Source organism: Candidatus Binataceae bacterium, assembly GCA_035308025.1.
In the GTDB taxonomy this organism is placed as follows: Bacteria; Desulfobacterota; Binatia; order Binatales; family Binataceae; genus JAJPHI01.
Genome location: DATGHL010000047.1, coordinates 118,650 through 143,095, shown reverse-complemented (window position 1 = coordinate 143,095; position 24,446 = coordinate 118,650). Strand labels below are relative to the sequence as shown.

General features: G+C 62.6%; 20 protein-coding genes and 1 pseudogene. 13 read left to right on the top strand and 8 right to left on the bottom strand.

Annotated elements, in window-relative coordinates:
- Nucleotides 1-29 precede the first annotated feature (29 nt).
- Complete coding sequence (ilvB, locus tag VKS22_14570; GenBank protein HLW71835.1) at nucleotides 30-1,733, top strand: biosynthetic-type acetolactate synthase large subunit; 1,704 nt, start codon at nucleotides 30-32, stop codon at nucleotides 1,731-1,733.
- A gap of 74 nt (nucleotides 1,734-1,807) precedes the next feature.
- Here the strand turns inward: ilvB and VKS22_14565 are convergent, their stop codons facing one another.
- Both VKS22_14565 and VKS22_14560 read right to left on the bottom strand, forming a co-directional pair.
- Nucleotides 1,808-2,467, bottom strand: a complete 660-nt coding sequence (locus VKS22_14565) for a hypothetical protein (GenBank protein HLW71834.1) — start codon at nucleotides 2,465-2,467, stop codon at nucleotides 1,808-1,810.
- Nucleotides 2,468-2,715: 248 nt separating this feature from the next.
- Complete coding sequence (locus VKS22_14560; protein ID HLW71833.1) at nucleotides 2,716-3,105, bottom strand: VOC family protein; 390 nt, start codon at nucleotides 3,103-3,105, stop codon at nucleotides 2,716-2,718.
- A gap of 128 nt (nucleotides 3,106-3,233) precedes the next feature.
- On the opposite strand from VKS22_14560, the gene VKS22_14555 reads away from it, so the two are divergent.
- The 3 genes from VKS22_14555 to VKS22_14545 all read left to right on the top strand — a co-directional run bounded on the left by VKS22_14555 (nucleotide 3,234) and on the right by VKS22_14545 (nucleotide 6,414).
- Nucleotides 3,234-3,893 carry an ABATE domain-containing protein gene (locus tag VKS22_14555; GenBank protein HLW71832.1) on the top strand — a complete coding sequence of 220 codons (660 nt, stop codon included), beginning with the start codon at nucleotides 3,234-3,236 and terminating at the stop codon, nucleotides 3,891-3,893.
- A gap of 53 nt (nucleotides 3,894-3,946) precedes the next feature.
- Nucleotides 3,947-4,489 carry a carboxymuconolactone decarboxylase family protein gene (locus VKS22_14550; GenBank protein HLW71831.1) on the top strand — a complete coding sequence of 181 codons (543 nt, stop codon included), beginning with the start codon at nucleotides 3,947-3,949 and terminating at the stop codon, nucleotides 4,487-4,489.
- Between the two features lie 209 nt (nucleotides 4,490-4,698).
- Nucleotides 4,699-6,414, top strand: coding sequence for an amidohydrolase family protein (locus VKS22_14545; protein HLW71830.1), 1,716 nt, complete (start codon nucleotides 4,699-4,701; stop codon nucleotides 6,412-6,414).
- Nucleotides 6,415-6,539: 125 nt separating this feature from the next.
- Here VKS22_14545 and VKS22_14540 read toward each other — a convergent pair whose 3' ends face one another.
- On the bottom strand, nucleotides 6,540-7,355 hold the full coding sequence (locus tag VKS22_14540; GenBank protein ID HLW71829.1) for a CmcJ/NvfI family oxidoreductase: 816 nt from the start codon (nucleotides 7,353-7,355) through the stop codon (nucleotides 6,540-6,542).
- 198 nt (nucleotides 7,356-7,553) lie between these two features.
- Here VKS22_14540 and VKS22_14535 point away from each other — a divergent pair, with 198 nt between their 5' ends.
- Complete coding sequence (locus VKS22_14535) at nucleotides 7,554-8,627, top strand: hypothetical protein (protein ID HLW71828.1); 1,074 nt, start codon at nucleotides 7,554-7,556, stop codon at nucleotides 8,625-8,627.
- A gap of 218 nt (nucleotides 8,628-8,845) precedes the next feature.
- Here the strand turns inward: VKS22_14535 and VKS22_14530 are convergent, their stop codons facing one another.
- On the bottom strand, nucleotides 8,846-10,624 hold the full coding sequence (locus tag VKS22_14530; GenBank protein ID HLW71827.1) for a long-chain fatty acid--CoA ligase: 1,779 nt from the start codon (nucleotides 10,622-10,624) through the stop codon (nucleotides 8,846-8,848).
- Between the two features lie 274 nt (nucleotides 10,625-10,898).
- Here VKS22_14530 and VKS22_14525 point away from each other — a divergent pair, with 274 nt between their 5' ends.
- The 5 genes and pseudogenes from VKS22_14525 to VKS22_14505 all read left to right on the top strand — a co-directional run bounded on the left by VKS22_14525 (nucleotide 10,899) and on the right by VKS22_14505 (nucleotide 17,820).
- On the top strand, nucleotides 10,899-11,870 hold the full coding sequence (locus tag VKS22_14525; protein ID HLW71826.1) for a COX15/CtaA family protein: 972 nt from the start codon (nucleotides 10,899-10,901) through the stop codon (nucleotides 11,868-11,870).
- The gene (gene cyoE / locus VKS22_14520; protein ID HLW71825.1) at nucleotides 11,867-12,760 is read left to right on the top strand and encodes a heme o synthase; all 894 of its coding nucleotides are present in this window, start codon (nucleotides 11,867-11,869) and stop codon (nucleotides 12,758-12,760) included. Before VKS22_14525 ends, cyoE begins: the two co-directional genes overlap by 4 nt.
- A 369-nt stretch (nucleotides 12,761-13,129) precedes the next feature.
- Nucleotides 13,130-14,473 carry a DUF1329 domain-containing protein gene (locus tag VKS22_14515; protein HLW71824.1) on the top strand — a complete coding sequence of 448 codons (1,344 nt, stop codon included), beginning with the start codon at nucleotides 13,130-13,132 and terminating at the stop codon, nucleotides 14,471-14,473.
- Nucleotides 14,474-14,544: 71 nt separating this feature from the next.
- Nucleotides 14,545-15,747 (top strand): tyrosine--tRNA ligase, encoded by a 1,203-nt coding sequence (tyrS, locus tag VKS22_14510; GenBank protein ID HLW71823.1) that lies wholly within the window; start codon nucleotides 14,545-14,547, stop codon nucleotides 15,745-15,747.
- A gap of 375 nt (nucleotides 15,748-16,122) precedes the next feature.
- Nucleotides 16,123-17,820 (top strand): annotated as a pseudogene (locus tag VKS22_14505) (tannase/feruloyl esterase family alpha/beta hydrolase).
- Nucleotides 17,821-17,858: 38 nt separating this feature from the next.
- Here the strand turns inward: VKS22_14505 and VKS22_14500 are convergent.
- From VKS22_14500 to VKS22_14485, 4 genes are all read right to left on the bottom strand, one after another.
- Nucleotides 17,859-18,335 carry a GNAT family N-acetyltransferase gene (locus VKS22_14500; GenBank protein HLW71822.1) on the bottom strand — a complete coding sequence of 159 codons (477 nt, stop codon included), beginning with the start codon at nucleotides 18,333-18,335 and terminating at the stop codon, nucleotides 17,859-17,861.
- 396 nt (nucleotides 18,336-18,731) lie between these two features.
- Nucleotides 18,732-19,073 (bottom strand): DUF190 domain-containing protein, encoded by a 342-nt coding sequence (locus VKS22_14495; protein ID HLW71821.1) that lies wholly within the window; start codon nucleotides 19,071-19,073, stop codon nucleotides 18,732-18,734.
- 4 nt (nucleotides 19,074-19,077) lie between these two features.
- A complete protein-coding gene (gene crcB / locus VKS22_14490; GenBank protein ID HLW71820.1) occupies nucleotides 19,078-19,470 on the bottom strand; it encodes a fluoride efflux transporter CrcB in 393 nt (130 codons plus the stop codon).
- Nucleotides 19,471-19,489: 19 nt separating this feature from the next.
- Nucleotides 19,490-21,358, bottom strand: a complete 1,869-nt coding sequence (locus VKS22_14485; GenBank protein ID HLW71819.1) for a TolC family protein — start codon at nucleotides 21,356-21,358, stop codon at nucleotides 19,490-19,492.
- Nucleotides 21,359-21,560: 202 nt separating this feature from the next.
- Between VKS22_14485 and VKS22_14480 the strand changes: the two genes are divergently transcribed.
- The 3 genes from VKS22_14480 (at nucleotide 21,561) to VKS22_14470 (ending at nucleotide 24,433) form a co-directional block, all read left to right on the top strand.
- Nucleotides 21,561-22,094, top strand: coding sequence for a hypothetical protein (locus tag VKS22_14480; protein HLW71818.1), 534 nt, complete (start codon nucleotides 21,561-21,563; stop codon nucleotides 22,092-22,094).
- 151 nt (nucleotides 22,095-22,245) lie between these two features.
- Entirely contained in the window at nucleotides 22,246-23,031 is a 786-nt protein-coding gene (locus VKS22_14475) for an alpha/beta hydrolase (GenBank protein ID HLW71817.1), read from the top strand.
- 100 nt (nucleotides 23,032-23,131) lie between these two features.
- The gene (locus VKS22_14470) at nucleotides 23,132-24,433 is read left to right on the top strand and encodes an LLM class flavin-dependent oxidoreductase (GenBank protein HLW71816.1); all 1,302 of its coding nucleotides are present in this window, start codon (nucleotides 23,132-23,134) and stop codon (nucleotides 24,431-24,433) included.
- Nucleotides 24,434-24,446: the final 13 nt, after the last annotated feature.

The window sequence follows — 24,446 nt, the reverse complement described above, 5'->3', positions numbered from 1 at the left end:
CGCGAAGCAACGTCGCCAATGGAACTTCGATGAAAAAACTGACCGGCGCCCAGATCATAATCGAAAGCCTCATCGCTGAGGGCGCCGACGTTATTTTCGGCTATCCGGGCGGCGCGATTCTACCGACCTACGACGCGCTGCTCGACTCGAAGCTGCGTCATGTCCTCGTACGTCACGAGCAGGGCGCGACGCACATGGCCGAAGGCTATGCGCGCGTCAGCGGACGGCCGGGTGTGGTGATCGTAACGTCGGGTCCGGGGGCGACCAATGCCGTCACCGGGATCGCCGACGCCTACATGGATTCGACCCCGCTGGTGGTGATCTCCGGTCAGGTCGGTACGGCGCTGATCGGCAACGACGCTTTTCAGGAGGTGGACTTCGTCGGTATCACGCGTCCCTGCACCAAGCACAACTACCTCGTAAAGGACGTTAAGGATCTCGGGCGCGCGGTCAAAGAGGCTTTCTATATCGCGGGCAGCGGTCGTCCCGGCCCGGTGGTAGTCGATGTACCGAAGGATGTCCAGCAGGCGCTGTGTGAGTTCGAGCCTACTGAACCGGTCGAGCGGCGCGGTTACAAGCCGACCATGAAGGGTAATCCGCGCCAGATCGAGCGCGCGATCGAGGCGATCGAGCAGAGCGAAAAACCGCTCTTCTACGTAGGCGGCGGCGTGCAGTGGTCAGGCGCGGCGCCGGAGCTCGCCCAGTTGGTGCGCGGCCTCGGCATCCCGACCACGGAAACCCTGATGGGCCTCGGCTCCTTTCCGGCGTCCGACCCGCTCTGCCTCGGGATGCTCGGGATGCACGGCTCCTACGGCACCAACAACGCCGTCTGCAACACCGATTGCCTGATCGCGGTGGGCGCGCGTTTCGACGATCGCGTCACCGGGCGCATCGCCGACTTCGCGCCCAAGGCCAAGACCATCATCCACATGGATATCGATCCGTCGTCGATCTCGAAGAACGTCCGCGTCGATATTCCTATCGTCGGGGATATCAAAACGGTGCTCATCGACATGCTCGAGGTGGTGCGCGCGCGCGAGAGTATCGGTCGGCGCAAGGCCGCCTGGTCGGCGTGGCATCAGCAGATTCTCGAATGGAAACGCGCGAAGCCGCTCTATGAAAACGGCCACGACCGTGCGCGCGAGGCGGTCTCACCGATGCACGTGATCGAGGAGCTGCACACCCTGACCAAGGGCGATTGCATCATCGCGACCGACGTTGGGCAGCATCAGATGTGGATCGCGCAGCTCTTCCCGTTCGAGCGGCCGCGCTCGCTGCTGACCTCGGGCGGCCTCGGCACGATGGGCTACGGGCTGCCGGCCGGGATCGGCGCGAAGTTCGCCGCCCCCGACCGTAACGTCGTGGTGGTCTCGGGTGACGGTTCGATCCAGATGAATATCCAGGAGCTCGGCACCGCGGTGCAGTACAACGTCGATATCAAGGTCATCATCCTGAACAACTACTACCTCGGGATGGTGCGGCAGTGGCAGGAGCGGTTTTACGCCGAGCGCTATTCGTATTCGGCGATGTCGGTGCCAAACTTCGTCAAGCTCGCCGACGCTTACGGGGCTAAGGGCTTCCGCATCGAGAAGTCCAAGGACCTCGCGGCGACGATGAAAGAGGCGTTCGCGACGCCGGGCCCGGTGCTGATCGATATTGTGATCCCAAAAGAAGAGCTCGTGATGCCGATGATGCCGCCAGGCGGCGCCATGTCCGAGATGCTCTTCGCGTAGATTCGCGAAATTAAAGGAACCGGCCCGCGCAGACCGGTCCCTTTTTTCTTGCGCTGCGCGAATTCGCCGAGGGCTTATTTCGCGGAGAAGCCGGTCGCCGTCATTGTGACGAAGCCCGCGCTATTAACGCTATCCGACAGTGAAAAGCTGCCGCCGCCGTTGAGCCCGAGAGTTTTGCCGTCGCTCAATACCGGGTCGATTTGAAAGGCTTGACCATACTGCAAAACGAAGGTCACGGAGGCGTTGCCGAGAAAATTTTGACAAGCAGGCCCGGAGATCTCCGCGCGGATATCGCCCTTGGCACTGGTGATCGTCAATTCGCCTTCAGACGGGAAACAACGGCCGCCGTTACCGGTGTTGGTCGTATCGTCGTCGTTTTCCGTGAAATCGACCGTCCAGGTTGACCGCCCCAGGATGGGTGCCGTGGTCGTTCCGCTAAATTGCTCGCAGAAACAATCGCCCGCCGAGGCATTGCAGGTTTCCCCGAAGCAGGTCCCGAGAAACCCGGCGCCGGCAGTGCCAGTGCCCAGAACGCTGAACTTGCTGATCTTGAGCGTCGACGACGAACTCGTAAGATGTGTTGATGCAGCGGGCGCTCCCGCTGCATAAGTCCCGGGTTGTGCGGCGAAGGCCGAGCCGACCATGGCGCCGGCGATGAGGAGGACGAGCTCACTCACCATCGCTCTTTTTACACCTGAACTGGTTGCGAACAGTTTCCGAATTTTACTTGCCATTGCGTTTCCTCCAGAGATTTTCCAGCGGAGGCTGGATGCTGAAGGTCTGAGCAACGGGCGTGCCGTAGCGAAAGGCCGAAGATAAAAGAAAAATTCGCCGGGCGAGTGCTAAGCGCTCAGGGCGTCACCGTACATTCGGATTAGCGGTGTGCCAACTCCCGGTAGCAGGGGCGGCGACGCGTCGTGCAGAGACTCTGTTGCGGGACCGGCCGTGAGGGCCGGTCCCGCTGAGAGTTAAGCAGGCGGACTCAGGCCTTGCCGCAGTAAGCCTCGAGCCGGTAGCCGTCGGGATCGATCGCGAAGGCGGCATAGTAGTTGTCACCGTAGTCCTTGCGCAGGCCCGGCTGGCCGTTGTCGCGACCGCCGTTGGCGACGGCCGCCGCGTGGAAGGCGTCGACTGCGGCGCGGTTGGGCGCGGCCAGACAGAGGTGCAGGCCGGATTTCTCGTCGGCCGCGACCGGGTGCTCGACCGCCATCAGCCAGAGGCCCGCCCCGCCGGCATCGGCGCCCGCCGGACCATAGCCGGCGGCGCCGGGAAACTCGGCGACGCAGCCGTAGCCGAGCGCCTTGAACGCGGCGTCGTAAAAGCGCCGGGCCCGCGCCAGATCCTTCACTCCAAACGAAAGGTGCTCGATCATTGTCGTCTCCTCGCTCTGCCCGGGCGCGGTGGCCCGGGGTTTGTCGCAACCGGAATTGATTGCGATTAACTACCTAACCGGTTAGATAGTTGAAGTGACAGAGCTTGTCAACCACACTCATGGTTAGTATGAAAGATGTCGTGGCGGAGGGGATGAACGGTGGGCGCGGCGGGGGCAACGGCGCGCGCGGCGAGGTGATCGCCGGACCCACCCCGCAGCTCTGCATGGACTTCGCCAACACGCTGGCTTGGCGCGGCAGCGCGACGGCCGAATCGCTGCACAACATCAAAGAGTTGATCGATTGGGCGGCCAGCACAGGATGCCTCACGACGCGGCAGGCGGCCGCGGCGCTGGCGTGGGCGCGCAAGTCGCCCGCGCCGGCGGGCCTGATGCTGGCGCAGGCGCTCGGGCTCCGTGAAGCGCTTTACGCGACGTTCGCGCGGCTGGCCAGAGGGGGCGAGCCCAGCCGCGACGCGATCGCGCAGCTCAACCGCGCCCTCGACGAGGCGCCGGCGCGCCGGGTGCTCGCAGCCGAACGTTCCCGCATCGGCTGGCGGATCGAACGCGATTTGACGAGCGTCGCCGAATTGCTTGCACCGGTGCTATGGTCGGCGGCGGACGTGCTGGCCGGACGCCAGACCGCTCGCCTCCGCCTCTGCGCCAACCCGAAGTGTCTCTGGCTGTTTGTCGACGACAGCAAGAGCGGGACGCGGCGCTGGTGCTCGATGCAGGCCTGCGGGAATCGCGCGAAGGCCCACAGCCACTATCTGCGCAAGAAGTCCGAGTAACGAGAGGTCCGAGTAACGATCATCAACGAACCGATTTTGTCGGGAGAATCATCATGGGACGATTGCCTTACGTGACGCGCAACGAATTGGCCGAAGCTGACCGCGGCGTCTGGGACGACTTTGTCAAAAGCCGCGGGAGCGAGCCGATGCATATCCATCGCACGGTCGCCAACGCGCCGAAGCTGTTGCGGCGCTTCGTCGCGCTCGCCGATGAGTGTCGCAACGGCACCGCGCTCGATCCGAAGCTGCGGGAGCTGGCGTTGATGACGGTCGGGCGGCTGACTGGGGCGGAATACGAGTTCGTGCATCACTGGAATATTTCGTTGCGGGCGGGAGTGCGGCGCGAGCAGCTCGAACAGCTCGCGGATTACGCGGCCTCGCCCGTGTTCGACGCCAACGAGCGCGCCGTGATGCGCTATGCCGAGGAGGCGACGCGCAACGTCCGCGTGAGCGAGCTGACCTTTGATGCGCTGCGCGATTTTCTCGACAACCGGCGCATCATGGAGCTGGTGATGAACGTCGCGCTCTACAATGCGGTGGCGCGGGTGATCGTGCCATGCGCCATCGAGCTCGAGGCTGGCGCGAAAAAGGACTGAACCGCCGAAAAGGATTGGATCGTGACTGCGAATCAAGGCCGCAGCGCGGTCGACGCCCGCCGAATCCGGTTGCCAAGTTTTCGCGGATCGATTAGGCTCGGGCATATAAGTGGCGTTCAGAAATAGTGACCGAAGGAAACCCTTGACTTCCTGGTCTCGCCTGGGGAGCAGACAGCAGAGGAAGTCCAACCAAACGCGGAGATCTGCATATGCCAGAATTCGACTTAGTGGTGAAGAACGGGATGATCGTGGACGGAACGCGGGCGCCGCGCTTCCGCGATGACATCGCGATCAAAGACGGCAAGGTCGCGAAGATCGGCCGAACTCAGGCGCACGAAGCAAAGCAGGTGATCGAGGCCGACGGGCTGATCGTGGCGCCGGGCTTTATCGACTTGCACACGCATTACGATGCGCAGATTTTCTGGGATCCCTACCTGACGCTCTCGGGCTGGCATGGCATCACTTCGGTGGTGATCGGAAATTGTGGTTTCGGCTTTGCGCCGGTGCACAAGGCGGATGTCGAGCGGGCGATGCTGACGATGGTCCGCACCGAGGCGATCCCATTTGCCTCGATGAAGGCGGCGATGGCGCCGCAGTGGGACTGGGAAACCTATCCGCAGTTCATGGACAAGCTGGATCAGCTGCCGAAGGGGGTCAACCTGCTGCCGTCGGTGCCGATGAATCCGGTGTTGGGCTACGTGATGGGCATCGAGGAGTCGAAGACCGGACGGCTGCCGACTGAGCAGGAGCACGCAGAGATGCGGCGTATCCTGAATGAGGCGATGGACGCCGGGGCCTGCGGCTGGTCTGCGCAGCGGCTCAAGCCGGATGGGCCGTCGTCGGTGCAGCGCGATTACGATGGCTCGCCGATGAACACCGACATCATGCACGACGCGACCTGCATCGAGATGGCGAAGGTGCTCGGGGCGCGTGGCCAAGGTCATCAAGAGCTCACGCTGGTGAGCTGGGATCCGAAGGAAGACGCGAAGCATTTCGAGCTGTTGGCAGAGATCAGCCGGCGGCCGATTATGTACCAGGCGGTGGCGACGCAGGATCGTTTTCCGCATCGTCATCGGAACACGCTGAAGTGGCTCGAGCGCTGCCGGCAGAAGGGGCTGCGGGTTTACGGGCAGGGCATCACGACTGACGCCGGGTTGAGCTTCACATTTGAGGACTGGAACCTGTTTGACGATTCAGACGCGTGGCGCGAAGCGACCACCGGCACGGTGGCGGAGCGCAAGGAGAAGTTGGGCGATCCGCGGCGTCGCGAGGGGCTGAAGGCGCAGATGCCGCGCGAGAGTCTGATCACGAGTTACTTTGATCAGATCATCATCACGGATTGCACCAAGCCCGAGAATAAGAGCCTCGAGGGTCTGACGCTGCGCAAGGCCGCGGCGCAAACCGGCAAGCATCCGGTGGATGTGATGCTGGACATCGCGGCGTCGGAAGACCTCAAGACCGAGTTCTTCGCGCCCGCGGTGAATCAGGACATGACGCTGATGAAAGACCTGATCGACAACCCGGCGATTCCGTTTGGGGTGAGCGACGGTGGTGCGCATACGAAGTTCCTGACCGCGGGGCGCTTCCCGACGGAAGGCATCGTGAAGTACTGCCGCGAAAAGGAGTGGCTGTCACTCGAGGACATTCACTGGCGGTTGAGCGCACTGCCGGCCTTTATCGCGGGCTTCAAGGATCGCGGTTTTCTGCGCGAGGGCGCGCCGGCCGACATGGTTGTTTATGATTTCGACAAGCTCGCGGTGAAGCCGATCGAGATCGTGCATGACCTGCCGGGCAACGAGTGGCGGCGGGTGCAGAAAGCGGAAGGCTATCGCTGGATCATTGTCAATGGCGAGAGCACCTTCAAGGACGGTGAGTGCACGGGCGCGACTTCCGGCAAGCTGCTGCGTCACGGGGTCGGGGTTTAAGTCCGGCGATCTGAGAGAAAGACTGCAAAAGACGGCCGGTGGGCATCGCCCACCGGCCGTCTTTGTTATTGGAGAAATTTTATTCGCGAAGAGATTTCGCTTGCCGCGACCAACCCCGCCGACGATTACTCCGCGAAGAACAGCAGCATCCGCGCTTCGATACTCTCGCGCGGTGCGGCATCGGGCGGACTGGTCGGATCATCGAAGCCGGTATGGGCGGTGAAGCGCGCGCGCCCATCCTCCGCCGAGTCATAGCATTTGAGCAGCAGCGCCTCGTCACGCTTCATCTGCGGAAAGTAGTACCAGCGATGGGTCGGGTTGTAGGCGACCGAATAGACCTCGCCCGTGCGATCGCGATATTTTAGATCGGTCGCGACAAAGTCCTTGAGCGTCATGCTCTGGGCGTCGCAAACGGCGAGGGGGGTCTCCTCGACGGGACCGCGAATCGGCCGCCAGACGTTGATCTCGGCGAACCGATGTTTGAGTAGCTCTTCGGCCTCCTCACCCATCAGGTCGCGCACGCGCTGCGGCCCGGATTTGAGCGTGTAGTCGTTGTGCGCGAATTTGACTGGCTCGCGCGCGCCGTTGATCCCCTCTTTGGCCATCGGACGGCAGCGCACGTTATGATCGAAGACCTGTACGCGCACGGCACCGGTTACGTCCTTAACCAGCTGCGCGACTTCAGGATAGTAGACCCGCTCGACTTCAGCCGGATCATAGAAGTTCACGACCTTGCTGACATGATGCACGAAGGCGAAACCCTGGCCGTCGAGCGTCAGGCGATCGGCGACCTGCCGCCCGTCATAGACCTTCATCGTATGTTTGATATTGCCGCGCGAACGCATCGGTACGCCTGAAGGCGGCTCGTAGAGATAAACGAACGGGCGCTCGCCATTGTTGTCGAGGTAACTCAACAGTCCCTCGATATGCCCGGTTTCCATCGCGTTATGCTCCATGTGAATGGCCCTCGTAACGGCAAGGTAGAATGAATGCGCGCGCTTGTACAGTCTTACGGCAACCGCACTGAGCTGGGCGCGATTGGAATCTAATGGCACGTCGAACGAATCCGGCTTGTGAAGCACCGACTTGGCAATCTATGTTGAGCCGGTCGTGTCTTTCGATTCTCAGAGGAGGAGATTATGGGCTTCATTAACAAGGGTTTGGCTATTGCCTGCGTGTTATCTGTGGCGACGGCGGCATTAGCGGGGGAGGAGAACAACGCCCCGTTTTTGCCGACACCGCCGCTGACGGTCTCGACCGTTCCGGCTAATGGTGACGTGAATCCGTACGGGGTCGCGTTTGTGCCGATCGGGTTTCCGACCGGCTCGGTTAACCCCGGCGATGTGCTGGTTTCAAATTTCAATAACTCGCAAAACTTGCAAGGCACCGGCACGACGATCGTGCGAATTCCGCCGACCGGACCGAAAACCCAATTCTTTGGCGGCACGCCGCCGCTCGGGCTGAGCACGGCGCTGGTCGTGCTTAAGGCCGGGCTGGTGCTGGTCGGGAATGTGCCGACCGCGGACGGCACCTGTGCAACGGTGATGCCCGGATCGATCCTGGTGCTCGACGCCAATGGCAATCTGCTCCAGACCTTGACCGATCCGACTTTGATCGACGGTCCGTGGGACGCCACGGTTGAAGATCTCGGAAACACGGCGCGGCTCTTCGTCTCCAACGTGCTCAGCGGCACCGTCGCGCGCTTCGATCTGAGCGTCGCGAGCACGGGCGTTACGATTACCTCCAAGGTGCAGATTGGTTCGGGATACTCTCATCGATGCGATCCGGCGGCGCTGGTGGTCGGGCCGACCGGGCTGGTTTATGACGCGGTCCACAATAACCTCGCGGTCGCCTCGACGGAGGACAATGAGGTCTTTTTGCTAGGCTCCGCCGCCAACACGATGACCGACGAGGGCACCGGCAGCGTGGCTTACAGCGACGCCGTGCATCTGCATGGTCCACTCGCGATGGCGGCGGCACCCAACGGCGATTTGCTGGTCAGCAACTCCGACGTGATCAACGCGGATCCGACTCAGCCGAGTGAGATCGTCGAGTTCACCAAGGGCGGAAAATTCGTCAGGCAATTGTCCGTGGATCCTATCGAGGGTGGCGCGTTCGGCATGGCAACGAATCTGGTGAGCAATATCGCCAGTTTTGCGGCGGTGGACGACAACGCTGCTAACCTCACGATTTATACGATCCCGCAATACTGACTAGCGGAGCCAGGGGACGGCGGAGCCTGCGACGCGTGGCCAACATCAGGTTGCCGCACACCGGTAGAGCGGAGCGGAACGAGCGGACGAGTCCGCGAGGTGCATTGTGATGGTGTCCGGGCAGGCGAGTCTTGATCGAGGCCGCGGCTCGTGGACTCGCCCGCCCTACGGCAGGATTCCAAGTCAGCGGCGCGGCTCGCATGAACGAGGCTGCGCCGCTAAGCGCCGTAGAGCGCTTCGATTAGTGATCGATAGTGTTCCTGGACGACGCGGCGGCGCAGCTTGAGGGTGGGTGTCAGCTCGCCATTTTCCTGCGAGAAGGGCGCGGCGATCAGCGCGAAATCGACGATCGCCTCGACGTCGGAATGCGGCCGGTTGAACTCGCGCAGGCGCTCCTGGAAGAACCGGCGGAGCTTCGGGCTGCCCGCGAGTTCGGCGGCGGACAGTCCCTCGAGTTGAAGCGTTTTGAGCTGCTGCGCGCCGAGGTTGTCGAAATCGGGGACGAGGAGCGCGGCGAGATGCTTGCGCCGATCGCCGATAACGCAGGCCTGCGCGATATAGGGATCCGCGGCGAGCTTGGTCTCGAGGTTGGCCGGCGAGACATTCTTGCCGCCGGAGAGGACGATAATCTCCTTCTTACGATCGGTAATCTTGATGTAGCCGGCGTTATCGATCTGCGCGATGTCGCCAGTGTGCAGCCAGCCCTCGGCGTCGAGCGCGTCGCGGGTGTCGCCGTCGCGGCCGTAGTATCCGCGCATCACGTTGGCGCCGCGCACCAGCAATTCGCCATCGGCGGCCGTGCGCACTTCGACATTTTTGAGCGCGCGGCCCACCGTCCCCATGCGCGTGCGGCCGCGAAGATTGCAGGAGACTACCGGCGCGGCTTCGGTCAGGCCGTAGCCCTCGACGATCGGGACGCCGGCGGCGGCGAAGAATCGATTGATCTCGAGCGGCAGCGGCGCGCCGCCGGAGACCAGATAACGCAGTCGGCTGCCGAAGAGCGCGGTAATCCTGCTGAAGACCAGGCGGTGGAACAGCGCCATCGCGAGGGACGTCCACGGCGGCGTCGCGCGGCCTTGCTGACGCCGCTCGGCGGCGCGGATCCCGACGGCGACGGCCGTCTGAAAGATCTTCTGACGCAGGGGAGGCGCACTCTCGAGCGTCCGCATCACGCGGCTGTAAACGACCTCGAGCAGGCGCGGCACGGTCAGAACCACGGTCGGCTCGATCTCGAGGAGGTTTTGGGCGATCTGGCCGAGTCCTTCAGCGTAGGCGATCGTGCCGCCGGCGGCGACGACGGTGTAATAGCCTGCGGTGCGCTCGAACGAATGGGCGACCGGCAGAAACGAAAGGACGGTGTCGGTGGCGTTGAGCCCGAGCGCGTCGAGGTTCGAGTCGCAGTTGGCGAGGAGGTTGCCGTGGGAGAGCATCACGCCCTTCGAGGCGCCGGTGGTGCCCGAGGTGTAGATGAACGTCGCAAGATCGTCGCGGCGCCCCTCGAGCGCCGGCTGCGGCGGGAAGTCGCTCAGTTGCGTCAGCGTGAGCAGGGGAAGGCGGCCGCCGTCGCGCGTCACGGCTGACGGGTGCATTGCGACCAGGGCTTCGACGGCCGGCGGGACGCCCACGTCGCGCAGCTTTTCAATCAGATGGTCGCCGTTCACTGCGACGAGCCGCGCACCAGAATCGGTAATCACATGGCGGGTCTCCTCTGCGCCACTGGTGGTGTAGAGCGGGACCACGACAGCGCCGAGGCCGAGCAGGGCCTGATCGACAATCACCCATTCAGGCGAGTTTTCCGACAGGATGGCGACCCGATCGCCGGGCTTGAGGCCGAGCCGCGCGAGTCCCGCCCGCAAGCGCATCGCGCGGTCGGTAACGTCGTTCCACGAGTGGTCGCGCCATTGGCCCTGAACTTTGTGCTTAAGCAGAGTCCGCTCGCCGTGGGTCTGCGCCTGAAGCTCGAACGCCTGAGCCAGTGTCGCGGCTGCGATCGCCATCCTGATGTAGTCCTCCGCCGTGTACGGCGTTTCGAGTTGTAGTCAAAATCGCGCGTGCGGCCAAACGGCGGAAGCTGACGCGCAACGCGCTATGCAGGTGTTCGATTTCATCTGCCGCTCGACTATGATGAGCGCGCCGGGACTCCACGGTGAGTTCTGCACAGCTGTGGATAACACACCGAAGAATCTGTGTATAAGTGCTACGCAAATTGATTGTCAGCAGGGCCCGGAGGCTCCAAACGGCCATCCAACCGGGCTCGCAGATGTTGATATGATGCCCGAGCGGCAGCCTCCTGCAACGCTGCATCGCTATGCGATAGCGTGCGTAATCGCGACTTGGTGTCTCATTTTTGTCGGCGGCCTGGTGACTTCGACCGGTTCCGCGCTGGCAGTGCCGGATTGGCCGTTGGCTTTCGGCCACCTGATTCCGCAACTCGTGGGCGGCGTCCGTTTCGAGTACGGCCATCGCGTGGCCGCGGCGACCGTATCACTGCTGACCCTGATCCTGGCGGTGTGGAGCTGGCGCGTCGAGCCGCGGCGCTGGGTGCGGATGCTCGCGCTCGCGGCCTTTGCCCTGATCATCGTGCAGGCAGTATTGGGCGGCATCACGGTGCTGCTGGAATTGCCGCTGGCGATCGCGGTGGCGCACGCGGCGACGGCGCAGGCCTTTTTCTGCGTGATGGTTACCCTCGCCGCGATGACGAATGCGCGCTGGAGGGCGATGCCGGCGCGGGCCGCGCCGTCGTCGCTGCGACGGCTGGCGGCCGCAACGACAGTTGTGATCTATCTCCAGATTCTCGTCGGCGCCGTGATGCGCCATCTGGGCGCGGGGCTGGCGATTCCGGACTTCCCGCTGTCTTATGGCCGACTCGTGCCGCCACTCGATTCCGGTTTCGTGATAATCAACTTCGCCCATCGCTGCGGCGCCGTCGTGGTGACGGTGATCGTGCTGTGGACGGTGGTTAGCGTGAGGCGATTCTACCGCGACGACGCGTGGCGGCGACGTCCGGCGCTCGCACTGCTGATGTTGCTCGTCGCGCAGATCATGTTGGGTGCGCTGACCGTCTGGAGCGGGCGCGCGGTGCTGCCGACGACGGTGCACGTTGCTGTCGGCGCCGCGGTGTTGGCGACGAGTCTGCTGCTCACTTTGCGAGTTTGCGGCGGGGGCGCTTCCGTCACGGGCCGCGCGCGCGCTAGAGTGCGCGAGTTCCGCGATGACCCAATCCAACGTCAGGCGCAGGCATGACCTCAAATACTCTGGCAGTTGAAAATCGCCTGACCTTCGCGCGCGGGCGGATCGTGGCCTACTATGAATTGGCCAAGCCGCGCGTGCTCGCGATGGTGCTGATCGCGGCGCTCGCGGGCTTCTACATGGCGAGCGGGGCCGGCTTCGATTCACTCGTCGCGCTCAAAATGCTCGCGGGCGTGACGCTGGCGGCGGGCGGCACGCTCGCGCTGAATCAGTACGTCGAGCGCGATACCGACGCGATCATGCGCCGCACGCGCGAGCGTCCGGTGCCGTCGGGACGAATCACTCCGGTCGAAGCGTTGCTGTTCGGCGCAATTACTACGGCCATCGGAATTGCTTATCTGTGGGGCGCGGTGAATCCGCTCGCGGCGAGCGTCACCAGCGCGGTCACGGTCCTGTATCTTGCTGCGTACACGCCGATGAAACGCTATTCATGGCTGTGTCATGCGATCGGAGCAGTACCGGGCGCGCTTCCTCCTGTTATCGGATGGGCCGCGGCGCGCGGCTCGCTCGCGCCGGAGCCCTTCGTGCTGTTCGGAATCATGGTGCTGTGGCAGCTACCCCATTCGCTCTCGATCGCGCGGCTTTATCAAGAGGATTATGCGCGCGCAGGCCTCTCTCTGCTGCCGCGCGACCGAACCTGGGGAAATCCCGCCAGCCTTCTGATGCTGGTGGCGGCGGCGACGCTGATGCTCTTCGGGATGCTGCCGACCTGGATGGATTTTGCGGGACGTATCTATTTGTTCATCGCGCTACCGTTAGGCGGTGTCCTGTTCGCGTACACGATCGCTCTGGTGTTAGCGAAAACCACGGCGCGGCGGGTGATGTTCGCCACGCTGATTTACCTTCCTGTGGTTCTGCTTGTAATGGTTTTAGACAAGCTATAGCCGACACCTCAGTCGCGGTCGCACAAGTACCGGACTTTCCATCGCAACGGCGGTGGGAAGTTTTTTTTGGCGTCCGCCGAGAGGCTGCGGCTGCCGGCACTCGTCGGCACGCGGTGTCTCAGTCTGTTGCCTGAGGTTGTATCGGTTCGAGCGCTCCTTGCGGGGTTTTAGTTGGTTATTTTTGCACGTGACGCTGTTTTTCGTGTAGCCAGCGACATTCGAGGTCGTCTAGTATCCGAGAGTGTTGCGGAAATCCTCGGGGACCTGAAAAGGGAGCATGTCGATATGGCGGTTGGGGTATTCACATCAGCGCCGCGCCGCCGCGCGAGGTGCGCGCGCGGTTCTGCAGTCTGCGTCCGGAATGGGGTTATGATCTTTTGTCTGCTGGCGGCGATGGGCAGCGCACCAGCTTTGGCGCAAACAACCGCCGGTGGATCAGCGGAGGCGCCGGCGGCGCAAGTGACGCCAGCGAAAATTACGGAATTTGAAAACGGCATCCCGATTGGCACGAAAATCACGATGGCCAATTGGACGCAGTACAAGGACTTCATGACCGATGGGCTGGTGGCGCTGTTCGAGGGCAAGAATTACTGGAAGATCCCGCCCGACGTCGAAATGAATATCGGGCCGACGCGCATCTTCCCGTTGCCCGCCGGGTATCCAGAAGCGACGGAAAAATATGGCGGGCAGACCCAGATGATCAAGTTGCCCGACGGCCATTACGACTTGAAAAATTATATCGCGGGGGCACCCTTTCCGGTCCCCGCGGCGAGTGATCCGGATCGCGGATGGAAGATTCTGGCGGATTCGTGGTACGGGCCGGTTCCGCGGATCGCTGCCGGCACGCCCGAGACCGGACTCGCGAGCCTGTGTGCGCTCGATCGCTACGGCAGTGCGAACTGCCTGAAGACCGCATACGTTTACCGGATGCTGTCGCATATCTATTCGCCGGGCTATCCGCTGACCGAGCCCAACGCCGGCGGCGCCTGGTACAGCGAATGGGCGATGCTCGAGGCGCCGGAGCAGTCGAAATATCTGGCCAACTTGACGATTTTCTGGGAAGACAACCAGAAACAGGAAGACGACTTCGCTTTCGTGCCGGCGTTGCGGCGAACGCTGCGGTTATCAGCGAGCGCTCGCTGTGCGCCGATTTTCGGTACGGATTACACCCGCGACGACGCTCGCGGCGGCTTCAACGGCGGCATCGCGCAGTTTCAGGCGACCTGGCTCCGCGATCAGAAAATCCTGGCGCTGAGCCATATAACGACGGCGGTCGGCACCTTTCCCGACCAATACGACATGCCGCTCGGCTTCGCCAAGCCGTCATGGGGGCCGTGGGAAGTTCGCGATACGTACGTCCTCGACATCCGGCGGATTCCTTCGGAGGCGCGCGGCTATTGCTACGGCAAGCGCATCAATTACGTCGACAAGGTCTTCATGCACGAGGACTGGAGCGAGCTCTACGACGCCAACATGAAGCTCTGGAAGGTGTTGCAGTTGGGGGCGGCGCCCAAAGTTGTCAACGGGGTGGAGACCAGCGTGATCGGTTCGTTCTGGGCGGGGATGTGGGACTTCCAGACCACGCACGCGACGCTGGCGTTTACGGCCGACGGCCCGGGCCGCGATATCGTGATCGACGATGCGGTGCCGAAGGAGTTCGAGGACATCCAGCGTTACTGTACGCCCGCCGGCATGATGATGATTTTGCGATAGAGTTAGCGCCGTCTTTGGTCGGGTTGGGGCTTTCCGATACTGTACTTGCTGATTTGACGAGGGAGTGGCGCTTGGCACTGGACGACAACGAACGCAATCCGGTGGTGAAACAGGCAGCGGCGGAGCTTGGCCGCAACACGGCCGAGGTGATTTCAGTCGGCGAACTGAGCGCCAAGCTGGCCGAGGGGCGTCCCCTGCGGATCAAGTTGGGGATGGATCCGACCGCCCCGGACCTTCATCTCGGGCATTCGATCACGCTCAAGAAGCTGCGGGAGTTTCAGCGCCGCGGTCACACCGTGATTTTTCTGGTCGGTGATTTCACCGCTATGATCGGCGATCCCACCGGGCGCTCGGAGACGCGCAAGCCGCTCACACCCGAACAAATCAAAAGCAATGCGGCTACGTATCAAAGCCAGGTGGCCAAGGTGCTTGATCCGGCGAAAACCGAAGTGCGCTTCAACAGCGAGTGGATGAGCCAGGTCGACACGCGCAAGCTAATCGAAATCGCCGCCAAGCTGAGTGTCGCGCGGATGCTCGAGCGCGACGACTTCGAGAAGCGGCTCGAAAACCAGGAGCCGCTCTTTCTCCACGAGATTCTCTACCCGCTGATTCAGGGCTACGACTCGGTGGCGCTGCAAGCCGACGTCGAGATGGGCGGCACCGATCAGAAATTCAACATGCTGGTCGGGCGCGAGCTGCAGCGCGCCTATGGTCAGCCGCCGCAGGTGGTGATGACGATGCCGCTGCTCGAAGGGCTCGACGGCGTGCGAAAGATGTCGAAATCCTACGGCAACTATGTCGGGTTGACCGAGGCCGCCGAGGAGATGTTCGGCAAGCTGATGTCGGTCTCCGACCGGCTGATGATCCGCTATTACGAGCTGCTGACGGAGGTCGATGGCGCGACGCTGGCGGGGGTCAAGTCGGGCGGGATTCATCCGATGGAGGCGAAGAAACGGCTCGCGGCGACGATCGTGGCGGAGTATCACGGCGCCGACGCGGCCGCCCGCGCGCGGGCGCATTTCGAGGGCAAGTTTCAGCGTCATGAAGTGCCGGCCGACGCGCCGGTCTTCAAGCTCGCGCAGGAATTGTGGGTCTGCGAGCTGATGAAACAATTGCGCTTCGCGGCTTCGACCAGCGAGGCGCGTCGGCTGCTGAGCCAGGGGGCGGTGCGGGTGGACGGCGCGACCGTCACCGACGCGAATTTCCGTTTCGTCCCGGGCGAGCACAAGGTGCTCGAAGTGGGTAAGCGCCGCGTCGCCCGCATCCAGGCCTAGCAGCGCCGGCGACGCAGTTCGCAAAGCGGCGGAATCAAGCGCGAGGCGAGACAGCAAAGCGCTCAGAGGCCCAACGGCTGCAGCATCGGCACCCGCCGACAATAGACGTTGTGGGCGTCCAGTCCCAATTCCTGACGGAGCCAGCGTTGCGAGGGTGGGCCATTTCATGTGATGCTCATTCGCCCGGAGGGAGCTTGGCTTGGCTCGCTGCATGACTATGCAAGCATCCCGGTGCAGGAGCGCGCATGATGCTCGCAGGCAAGCGGCGCGCTGTCGCGCCCCTCCGCTTTAGTCAGCTCATTCTTCTGATCACTTCATCTACTCGAGACTCGAACCGGCGTTTTTCGCGCTGGTCTTCATCTGGAGGACAAGCAAGTGCACTCAGTTGGAAGATTCGGAAGAACACTCATCACGTCAATATCAATCGCGGCAGCGGCCTTCGCTTATCAGCTCGCGGCGAGTGCAGCGACCTGCCCAGGGCAAACGCTCTCAGCTCCTGCCAATACGACGATCAGCAGTGAGACTCTGGTCGCAGCTAACGGCGCGCTCCCCGAGTATTGCGATGTCAAAGGTTTTGTCACTACCAACTCGGCCAACGGCAACCAGGATCAGTTCGAGTTGGCGCTCCCCGACCCGGCCAGCGGCGCCACCGGATGGAACGGTCGGTTTCTCTTTCTCGGCAACGGCGGCTTTGCCGGCAGTATCCAAGGCGTCGTCACCAGCGGACTGGCTACCCTGACCGGCGAATATGCGACCGCGGCCACCGATGCCGGCCATGAAAGCCCGCTAAATTCGCTCGGCCTCGGCGTTCTCGACGGCAGTTTCGGCCTTAATAACCTGCAAGCTCAGCAAGACTTCTTCTACAACGGGGTCCACGTAACGGCGCAGGCCACGCAGTCGCTTGCGCGCCAGTACTATGCGAGCCCGCCGAAGCATCGATACTTCGACGGTTGTTCCGACGGCGGGCACGAGGCCGCGGTCGAATCACAGCTTTACCCGCGCGACTTCGACGGCATCATCGAAGGCGATCCGGCGATCGCGCTTGGTAACATTCTGCTCGGGTTTAACTGGAACGAAGCCCATGTGATTGCCACCGCCGATTCGTATATTTCTCCGAGCAAAATCAGCGGTCTGCTCGATCCCGCGATCACCGCGGAGTGCGACGCTCTCGATGGGGTCAAAGATGGTCTGATTCAGGATCCGCGTCTGTGCAGCTTCAACCCGGCGACTCTGCAATGCCCGGCCAGCGAATCGGAATCGGCGGCCGACGCCGATCCAACTTGTCTCAGCGCCGGTCAAGTTGCGACGCTCGATGCGATCTATTCCGGCGCGGCGACCTCCGGCGGCACTCAGCTCTACCCCGGCTATACTGTCAGCAATCCTGCCGACGGCTCGCCTGCGACCGGGCTTTCGCTATGGATCGTCGGAGAAACCGCCCCGGCGCTCGGCGTCTCTGAGCCATGGGGCCCGGTTCCGACGCCGCCGTCGTTCACAAGTCCTGTCACCGGCCTTGAGCTTGCCCCTGCACAATGGACGTTCATGGACCAGTCGTTGAAATATCTGGACTTCGGCAATCCCAGCTATGACTCGACTACTTTCAACCTCAATGACGCCACCGATGTCCAGTCAGTATTGAATGTGGCTGATATGCAGGGCAGCAATGGACTTGACGCCAACTTGGACCCGTTTCGGATAAATGGCGGCAAGCTGCTGATGTATCATGGCTGAAGCGACTCGGCGGTCACGCCGATAGAGTCAATCCAGTATTACAATCAGGTGGTGGCGCATGAGCACGGCAGTCTGACGCAAACTCGCCAGTTTGCCCGGCTCTTCCTCGTTCCGGGGATGCATCATTGCGGCGACGGTCCCGGTCCCAACGTTTTCGACACACTGACGGCGCTCGACAATTGGGTTTCGGCCGGCGTCGCGCCCGATGCGATCATCGCAACCCACTATACCAACAACGATCCGACTGAGCCGGTCGATCGCACGATGCCGCTGTGCGCCTATCCAGAAGTCGCAACTTTTACGGGCGGTAATGTCGATCAGGCCGATAATTGGCGCTGCAAGTAATCGCTCCGGAGGACCATAAGCGGCGGCAACGCCGCCAGCTACGTGGAGTCAGACGCCTTGGTGCATAGGGCGAGGCGCCAGAGCGTCCACTGCTCCTGGGGCAGCGCGCCGTGATCGCGATAGAAGCTTTGGGCTGGGGTGTTCCAGTCGAGCACTGCCCACTCCATCCGCGCCCATCCGCGTTCTGCGACGATCGCAAACAGCCGGCGCATCAGCGCGCCGCCGACGCCGCGGCCGCGATACTGATCGAAAACGAAGAGGTCTTCCAGATAGAGGCCCGGGCGACCGCTCCAGGTCGAGTAGTTGCGGAAGAAAAGGGCGAAGCCGGCGGGATCGGCGTCGAACTCGGCAAGGAGACACTCGAAGGGCGGGTCAGCGGTCGCCATCTGTGCGCGCAGATCGTCGGCAGTAACCTTGACGGCGGCGAGGTCGCGTTCATATTCGGCGAGGCCGCGGATGCATCGCAGAATGATTGCAGCGTCGTCGGGAGTGGCGAAGCGGATTGCGAGAGCCATCGGCACAAACCTCCAGAGCGCAGGTTAGAGGATTGGGCGGAGGCAATAAACGGCGGCTTGATGCGTCACAGACGTGGCGCTCGAATTTGGTAGCGTGTCACATTTTTTTGTCGGTCTGACGGTTAGTTTTGCGCGCGAATCCCAGGAAGACGGCGCGTCTGTTGAGGGGTTTAAGCGACTCGGCCGCCGGCATAGCTCCTGCTCTATGAAGGAGAGAAGACGGTGGGGGCGCAAAGATTGAGGATGTTGAAGGGGGGAGGCTAGCGGGCCGGGGGAGAGGGAGGGTGCATCGGCACTCTCCCTTTTTTGTTGAGCGCGCGGCCAGGGCGGCGCTTACCGGGCCGCACGTCGCAGACTCCCTTCGACAAGTTCAGACAGGCTGTTTGCTCGTTCCGCTTATGCTTCGCTGGTGCGCCCGTATTGCAGAACTTGGACTTTTTCGAGGGTAACCAGGCCCGAGCGCACCATGCCGTTAGCCGCGGCGAGAAACTCATCGATCTTGGGTTGCTGGTCAATGATCTCAACCACGATCGGGAGGTCTTCCGAGAGCCGCAGGATTTTTGTTGAATGCAGACGGCTGGACTTGCCAAAACCCATCGGGCCGCGCAAGACGGTCGCGCCCGCCAGATGCAGTTCACGCGCCTTCAGCACCAAGGCTTCGTAGAGCGGCCGGCCCTGATGATGGTCGCTCTCGCCGATAAAAATCCGCAGCAACATCGCATCCCGGGGGATTTGCATCGCGCTAAGCTCCACCGCGATTGAGCGTGAGCCCGGCGGCGTAGCCGAGCCCGACCGCGATCAAACATAGCACGACGGAGAGCCCGACATTGGCGCCGGCCTGGAGCCATTCGCGATCGCGCATCAGGTTGAAGGTTTCGAGGCTGAAGGTTGAGAAGGTGGTATAGCCGCCGCAGATGCCGGTCATCGTAAAGAGGCGGGCGGAGGGCGGGAGCAGCGTGCGGCCTTCGGGGATACTCAGGGCGGCCAGAAAACCGATCAGGAGAGCGCCGCTGACGTTGACGACCATCGTGCCGAACGGGAAGGCGCCGGCGGCCAGCCGCGCCACCGCGCCGCTGCAGGCGTAGCGGGCGACGCTGCCGAGCGCGCCGCCGATCGCGACCCACAGATAAGGCATCAGGCCGGCAATCCCGGGATCAGAAAGTCGCGTACCATGGCGACTCGCGCGGATCCTGGAGCTGGAACTCGATATTGAAGGCGCCCAGCAGCGTACCTTCGGCGTGCCACAGCGCGAGGCGGGCGTTCTCGAGGTCAACGTCAGCCTGCACCTGATTGCCCTGCGCGGTCACGAGTTCGCTCTGGAACTGGAGCAGGTCGTGGGTGGTCGCGAGGCCTACGCGGAAGCGGACATTTTCGTCGTGAAGCGATTTGGCCGCATAGCCGGCGGCGTCCTCTGTGGCCTTCACGCGCTTGATGTCGGCGTGCAGGTTGGCCAACGCGCTTTCGATTTGCGCGACCGATTGTGAAAGTGCGGAACGATACTGCAGGCGCGCCTGCTCGTAGCTGACGCGCGCCTGGGCCAGGGCGGCCTTCGCGGAGGCGTTGTCCAGCGGCATCTCGATACTGAGAACGCCGGCGTAGTTGTAGAAGCGCGCGTCGAGCATACGGTTGAGCGCGTCGCCATAGATGCCGCCGAAGGGCAGCCGATTACCTGAAAAGCCAAAGGCGGGCGGGGGGGTGGTGTTCGCTACCCGATCGCAGTTGCCGCCGGGCGTGATCGCGCTGCTGAAACCGACGCAGGGGGTGGTGCCGGCGACTGCGGTGACGCCGAACTGCGCGCCGATACTGAGCTGCGGAAGAGTTTGATTTTGGGCAAACTTGACTTGCAGCAAGGAGGTCCGGATGGCTTCGCGCAGGCCGCCGAGGGCCGGGCTGTACTCGACCATATTCTCGAGCGCGGCCTCTTCGGTGTCGCGGATCTCAAGATGGGGATTGGGCGTGTCGGCAGGCTCGACATCCTGCGGGATGAAGGTGCCGTTCGGATTCAGCATCACGTCCTCGCGGAGCTGGGCGCGGGCGGTCTGCAGCGCGGCCTGGGCGGCATAGACGTTGGCCTCGGCGGTCGAGGCCGCGGACTGCGCCTCTTGGAGATCGATCGGGGCGAGCGTGCCGACCTTGAGGCTGATCGCGTTGACGCGGACAAGATCGCCGTTGAACTTGAGCGCGGAGTCGGCGACGGCGAGGTTCTCGACCGCGCCGACGACGCCCCAGTAATCGCCGCCAATACGCTGCACGAAATCATTGAGGGCTGAACCGTAGGTCCATTGGGCGGAGCGTTGCGCGGATTCCGCCAGATGGACATTGATTCGGGCGAAATCCCAGCCGAAATTACGCAGCAGCGGCTGGACCAGCGAGAGCTCGGCCGCCGGCGTGTAAGACGGGTTGACCGAGGCGAAGGTCGAGTTGGAATACGTGCGATTGTTATCGAAGGTCAGGCCGAGAATGCCGTTGGTCGAGGCGAGAACTTTGTTGATGCCGAAATTCCAGTCGTAAAATTTCTGGGTGAAAGCGTCACTGCCGCGCACCTGAAAGGCCGAGGAGACCGGGGCCACGCTTTTCGAGATGTCGAGTTGCGAGGTCAGGTCGGGATCGAAGGCGCCGTTGGCCTGGCGGATGGCTTCGGTCCCCCCGATCGGCCCGAGTTGGGTTGCGGCGAGCGCCGGATTGTTGCGGATCGCGATATAGATCGCTTCTTTGAGCGAGAGCTTGCGCGCGTGATTGTCCGCGGTGCGGAGGTATTCCTGGCTAATCAGCCCTTCGGGCGGAACGGTCGTGCCGGGAGTGTTCTGATCAACAAAAACTCCGGGCAGTGAAAGGATCGGATTGCGCTCGAACTGATCGGCGGCCGAAGCGGGAACGTTGACCCGCGGCGGCGCGATGCGCGACGCCAGGGCGGGCGCCTGCGCGGATGTAGTCGTTGGCGGCAGCGATTGAGCGGCGGCAGTGATTGCGATCGCGAGCGGCAGGAGTAAAAGCGCCGGCGGAATTTTTTTGATCGATAGCATCTGACACAGCCTCCTAACGGTCTCCCTCGGAAAAAACAAGGGAGCTTTACCCTCGCCCCATCGATGTGTGCGAAAGCCGGACGGAAAAAATGTCGGCGCGCCGATTTTTGGACGACGGCTTGCAACACGCCAGTCGCGCGATTATAGCCAAAGGTTCCGGCGGCCTTCTACTGCGTCCACCGGATTAGGCGAAATTTCTGAGATGTCATTATTGAAGCTGCTGGCGAAGGCGATTTTGATGATCGGCCTGATAATCGAAATGACCAGCTACCTGGTGCTGGCGCAATTACCGCCGCCGAATCCGTCGGTTGCGCCGCTGCCCCCGCCGGTCGGTCCGGCGCAACTGCCTGCGCCCGGACAGGCGCTGGCGGCGCCCTCATTGATCGCCTTGCCGACGCCGACCGCGGCGGTCCCGACTCCGGGTCCGCAGGTCTTCAACTGCAGTTGCTCGGGTGCTGCCGTGCAGACGAGCTGGATGGGGCAGGTCAGTGCTTCGGGCTTCTTCGCCGCCCGTCAGGCGGCAACGGGCGCCTGTCTCGCCTACAACGAGCGGCGTCCGCATCCGCCGCCGCTGCTGGCAACTCATCAGGCCTCAGCCTTTGGCTCGGTGGCCACGCTGCCGCAGGGCTTCGAGAATCCGAGTGCCGCTACTGCGGCAGGCACGACTCTGCCCGGCACTTTAACCACGTCGTCTGTGGGGCAGCTCGCGGCCTGTTCGAACTGCGCCTGCAATTAAGCACTAGTGGGCGCGTTTCGCTAGTGTTTTCGCTTTCCGCGGGATATATTTTCCGCCTGTTCAGAAGAGACCGTGCGGCGCACTGTCGTAACAGGAGCGCGGCGGGGGCGAAGGATCGCCAAAATTCGGGCGCAAACGGAGCTTACCTACAATGGCAGACCAAGGTTGGAAAGAGGTTAAGTACAAGGTCGGGGACAACGAGCTGCATGTGATTACCGGCGGTTCCGGGAAGCCCTTGTTGGTGCTGCACGGCGAGCTGGGCTTTCCGGGCTGGCTCAAGTGGAATGCGGCGCTGGCGGCGAAGCGGACGCTGTGCATCCCGCTGCATCCGGGGTTCGGCAAATCGCCGCTGGCCGACTGGATCACGGACGCGCGCGACCTCGCAAACTTCTACAGCCGCTTCATCCGGGAGCAGAAGCTCGCGCCGATGGAGGTCATCGGCTTCTCGCTCGGCGGCTACATCGCGGCCGAGATGGCCGTCGCCAATTCAGGGCAGTTCACCAAGATGGTGCTGGTCGGCGCGACCGGACTGCGCCCGCCGTCGGGCGAAATCATGGATATGTTCACCGTCACCGCGCGCGCCTATTTGAACAAGAACGTGATCGACCCGCAGGGCGAAGAGTTCCGCAAGCTCTTCGGCGGCGAACAGACGCCCGAGCAGTACGAGGCCTGGGAAGAAGCGCGAGCGGAGAGCGCGCGCATCATCTGGCGGCCCTATATGTTCACGCAGAGCATGGAGCATCTGCTGGGCAACGTCGCCGGCCTCCCGACGCTGGTGCTATGGGGCAAGCGCGATCCGGTGACGCCGCTGTCGATGGGCGAGCTCTACAGCAAGCGGATCGCCGGGGCCAAACTGGTCACGATCGATTGCGGGCATATGCCCGAGGTCGAGAAGCCCGACGACTTCATCCGCGAAGTCACAGGATTTTTGGGCTAAGCCCGGCGAGGGCACAGGCGGCCGACGGTTGAATGCAGTCGTCGCTGCGGCGCCCATCTGATAGGAATAGGTTAACGAGATTCGGCGGGAGATTTCTGAGATGCACATAATGTTTTTCACCGAGCGCGCCTACCATGCGGTGCCGGAGGACGAAGTCCTCAAGCGCCGGAGTTTCTTCGGCGTGCCGAATACCTTTCTCGATCGCGACAAGGGCGCGCAGTTCCTCAACGAATATCTCGACGAGAAGATTTACTGCGACGAGTTGGGCTTTGACGGTGTGATGCTCAACGAACATCACGGTACCCCGTTCTGCATGGGCGCGGTGATGAACGTCGAAGCGGCGGTGCTGGCGAAGACGACCAAGCGCGTGCGCATCGTGCTGCTCGGGAATCCGACGCCGATCGTCGGCAATCCGCTGCGGCTGGCGGAAGAGCTGGCGATGATCGACATGATCTCGGGCGGGCGGCTCGTGCCGGGCTTTATCCGCGGCGCGGGCTGCGAACAGCTCTTCATGAATGCGAACCCGGCGCAGAATCGCGAGCTGTTTGACGAAGCTCACGATTTCATTATTCAGGCCTGGACCAAGCCCGGGCCGTTCCGCTTCGAGGGCAAGCATTTCCATTATCGCTTCGTCAACCCGTGGGTGCTGCCGGTGCAGAAACCCCATCCGCCGATCTGGATTCCCGGCTTGGTCAGTCCCGAGACCGTGCAATGGACGGCGAATCACAAGTATCCGTACGTTGCGCTCGCGACGTCGCTGAAACCGACCCTCGAGCTGTGGAATATGTACGGCAAGATCGCCAGTGATCAGGGCTATCAGGCGGGACCTGAGAATTTCGGCTACCTGCAGCCGGTCTTCTGCGCCGATACTGACGAGAAGGCGGAGGAGCTCGGCAAGGGCTTTCTCTTCGGCGGCAGCTTTGCGCATTTCGCGAAGCCTGAATGGATGTTCCCGCCGGGCTACAACTCGAAGGAGGCGACGAAGCGGCTGGCGAGTCAGGCGGCCAACCCTAACCTGCCCGGCGGGCATGGCGGAGCCGATCACGACCCCGAGAACGACGCCGAAATTCAGGCCCTCAAGAAGTCGATCTACGACGGCTACCCGACCTGGCAGAAGGAGCGGCAAATCATCACCGGCTCGCCGAAGACGCTGGTCAAGAAGCTGCGTTACATCCTCGAAGTGCTGCGCCCGGGGATCTTTTCGTTCTGGCTCGACGGACCTTATGCGCCCGCCGATCGCCATCGCTGTGTCGAGCTGCTGGGCAAGGAGGTATTGCCGGCGCTGCACGAGATCGGAGTGGAGCTCAAGCTGACGGATCCCTTCCAGATGAAGCCGGGGACGCGGAAACTGTCGGGCAGCGGTTACGAAGCGGTCGGTAACGCCTCAATGCTGGAGGCTTGAGCTTGACGCATCA

Bases quoted from the DNA above. Each gene is read 5' to 3' on its own strand.
- ilvB (HLW71835.1), top strand. From the start codon at position 30: ATGAAAAAACTGACCGGCGCCCAGATCATAATCGAAAGCCTCATCGCT.
- VKS22_14565 (HLW71834.1), bottom strand. From the start codon at position 2,467: ATGGCAAGTAAAATTCGGAAACTGTTCGCAACCAGTTCAGGTGTAAAA.
- VKS22_14560 (HLW71833.1), bottom strand. From the start codon at position 3,105: ATGATCGAGCACCTTTCGTTTGGAGTGAAGGATCTGGCGCGGGCCCGG.
- VKS22_14555 (HLW71832.1), top strand. From the start codon at position 3,234: ATGAAAGATGTCGTGGCGGAGGGGATGAACGGTGGGCGCGGCGGGGGC.
- VKS22_14550 (HLW71831.1), top strand. From the start codon at position 3,947: ATGGGACGATTGCCTTACGTGACGCGCAACGAATTGGCCGAAGCTGAC.
- VKS22_14545 (HLW71830.1), top strand. From the start codon at position 4,699: ATGCCAGAATTCGACTTAGTGGTGAAGAACGGGATGATCGTGGACGGA.
- VKS22_14540 (HLW71829.1), bottom strand. From the start codon at position 7,355: ATGGAAACCGGGCATATCGAGGGACTGTTGAGTTACCTCGACAACAAT.
- VKS22_14535 (HLW71828.1), top strand. From the start codon at position 7,554: ATGGGCTTCATTAACAAGGGTTTGGCTATTGCCTGCGTGTTATCTGTG.
- VKS22_14530 (HLW71827.1), bottom strand. From the start codon at position 10,624: ATGGCGATCGCAGCCGCGACACTGGCTCAGGCGTTCGAGCTTCAGGCG.
- VKS22_14525 (HLW71826.1), top strand. From the start codon at position 10,899: ATGCCCGAGCGGCAGCCTCCTGCAACGCTGCATCGCTATGCGATAGCG.
- cyoE (HLW71825.1), top strand. From the start codon at position 11,867: ATGACCTCAAATACTCTGGCAGTTGAAAATCGCCTGACCTTCGCGCGC.
- VKS22_14515 (HLW71824.1), top strand. From the start codon at position 13,130: ATGATCTTTTGTCTGCTGGCGGCGATGGGCAGCGCACCAGCTTTGGCG.
- VKS22_14500 (HLW71822.1), bottom strand. From the start codon at position 18,335: ATGGCTCTCGCAATCCGCTTCGCCACTCCCGACGACGCTGCAATCATT.
- VKS22_14495 (HLW71821.1), bottom strand. From the start codon at position 19,073: ATGCAAATCCCCCGGGATGCGATGTTGCTGCGGATTTTTATCGGCGAG.
- crcB (HLW71820.1), bottom strand. From the start codon at position 19,470: ATGCCTTATCTGTGGGTCGCGATCGGCGGCGCGCTCGGCAGCGTCGCC.
- VKS22_14485 (HLW71819.1), bottom strand. From the start codon at position 21,358: ATGCTATCGATCAAAAAAATTCCGCCGGCGCTTTTACTCCTGCCGCTC.
- VKS22_14480 (HLW71818.1), top strand. From the start codon at position 21,561: ATGTCATTATTGAAGCTGCTGGCGAAGGCGATTTTGATGATCGGCCTG.
- VKS22_14475 (HLW71817.1), top strand. From the start codon at position 22,246: ATGGCAGACCAAGGTTGGAAAGAGGTTAAGTACAAGGTCGGGGACAAC.
- VKS22_14470 (HLW71816.1), top strand. From the start codon at position 23,132: ATGCACATAATGTTTTTCACCGAGCGCGCCTACCATGCGGTGCCGGAG.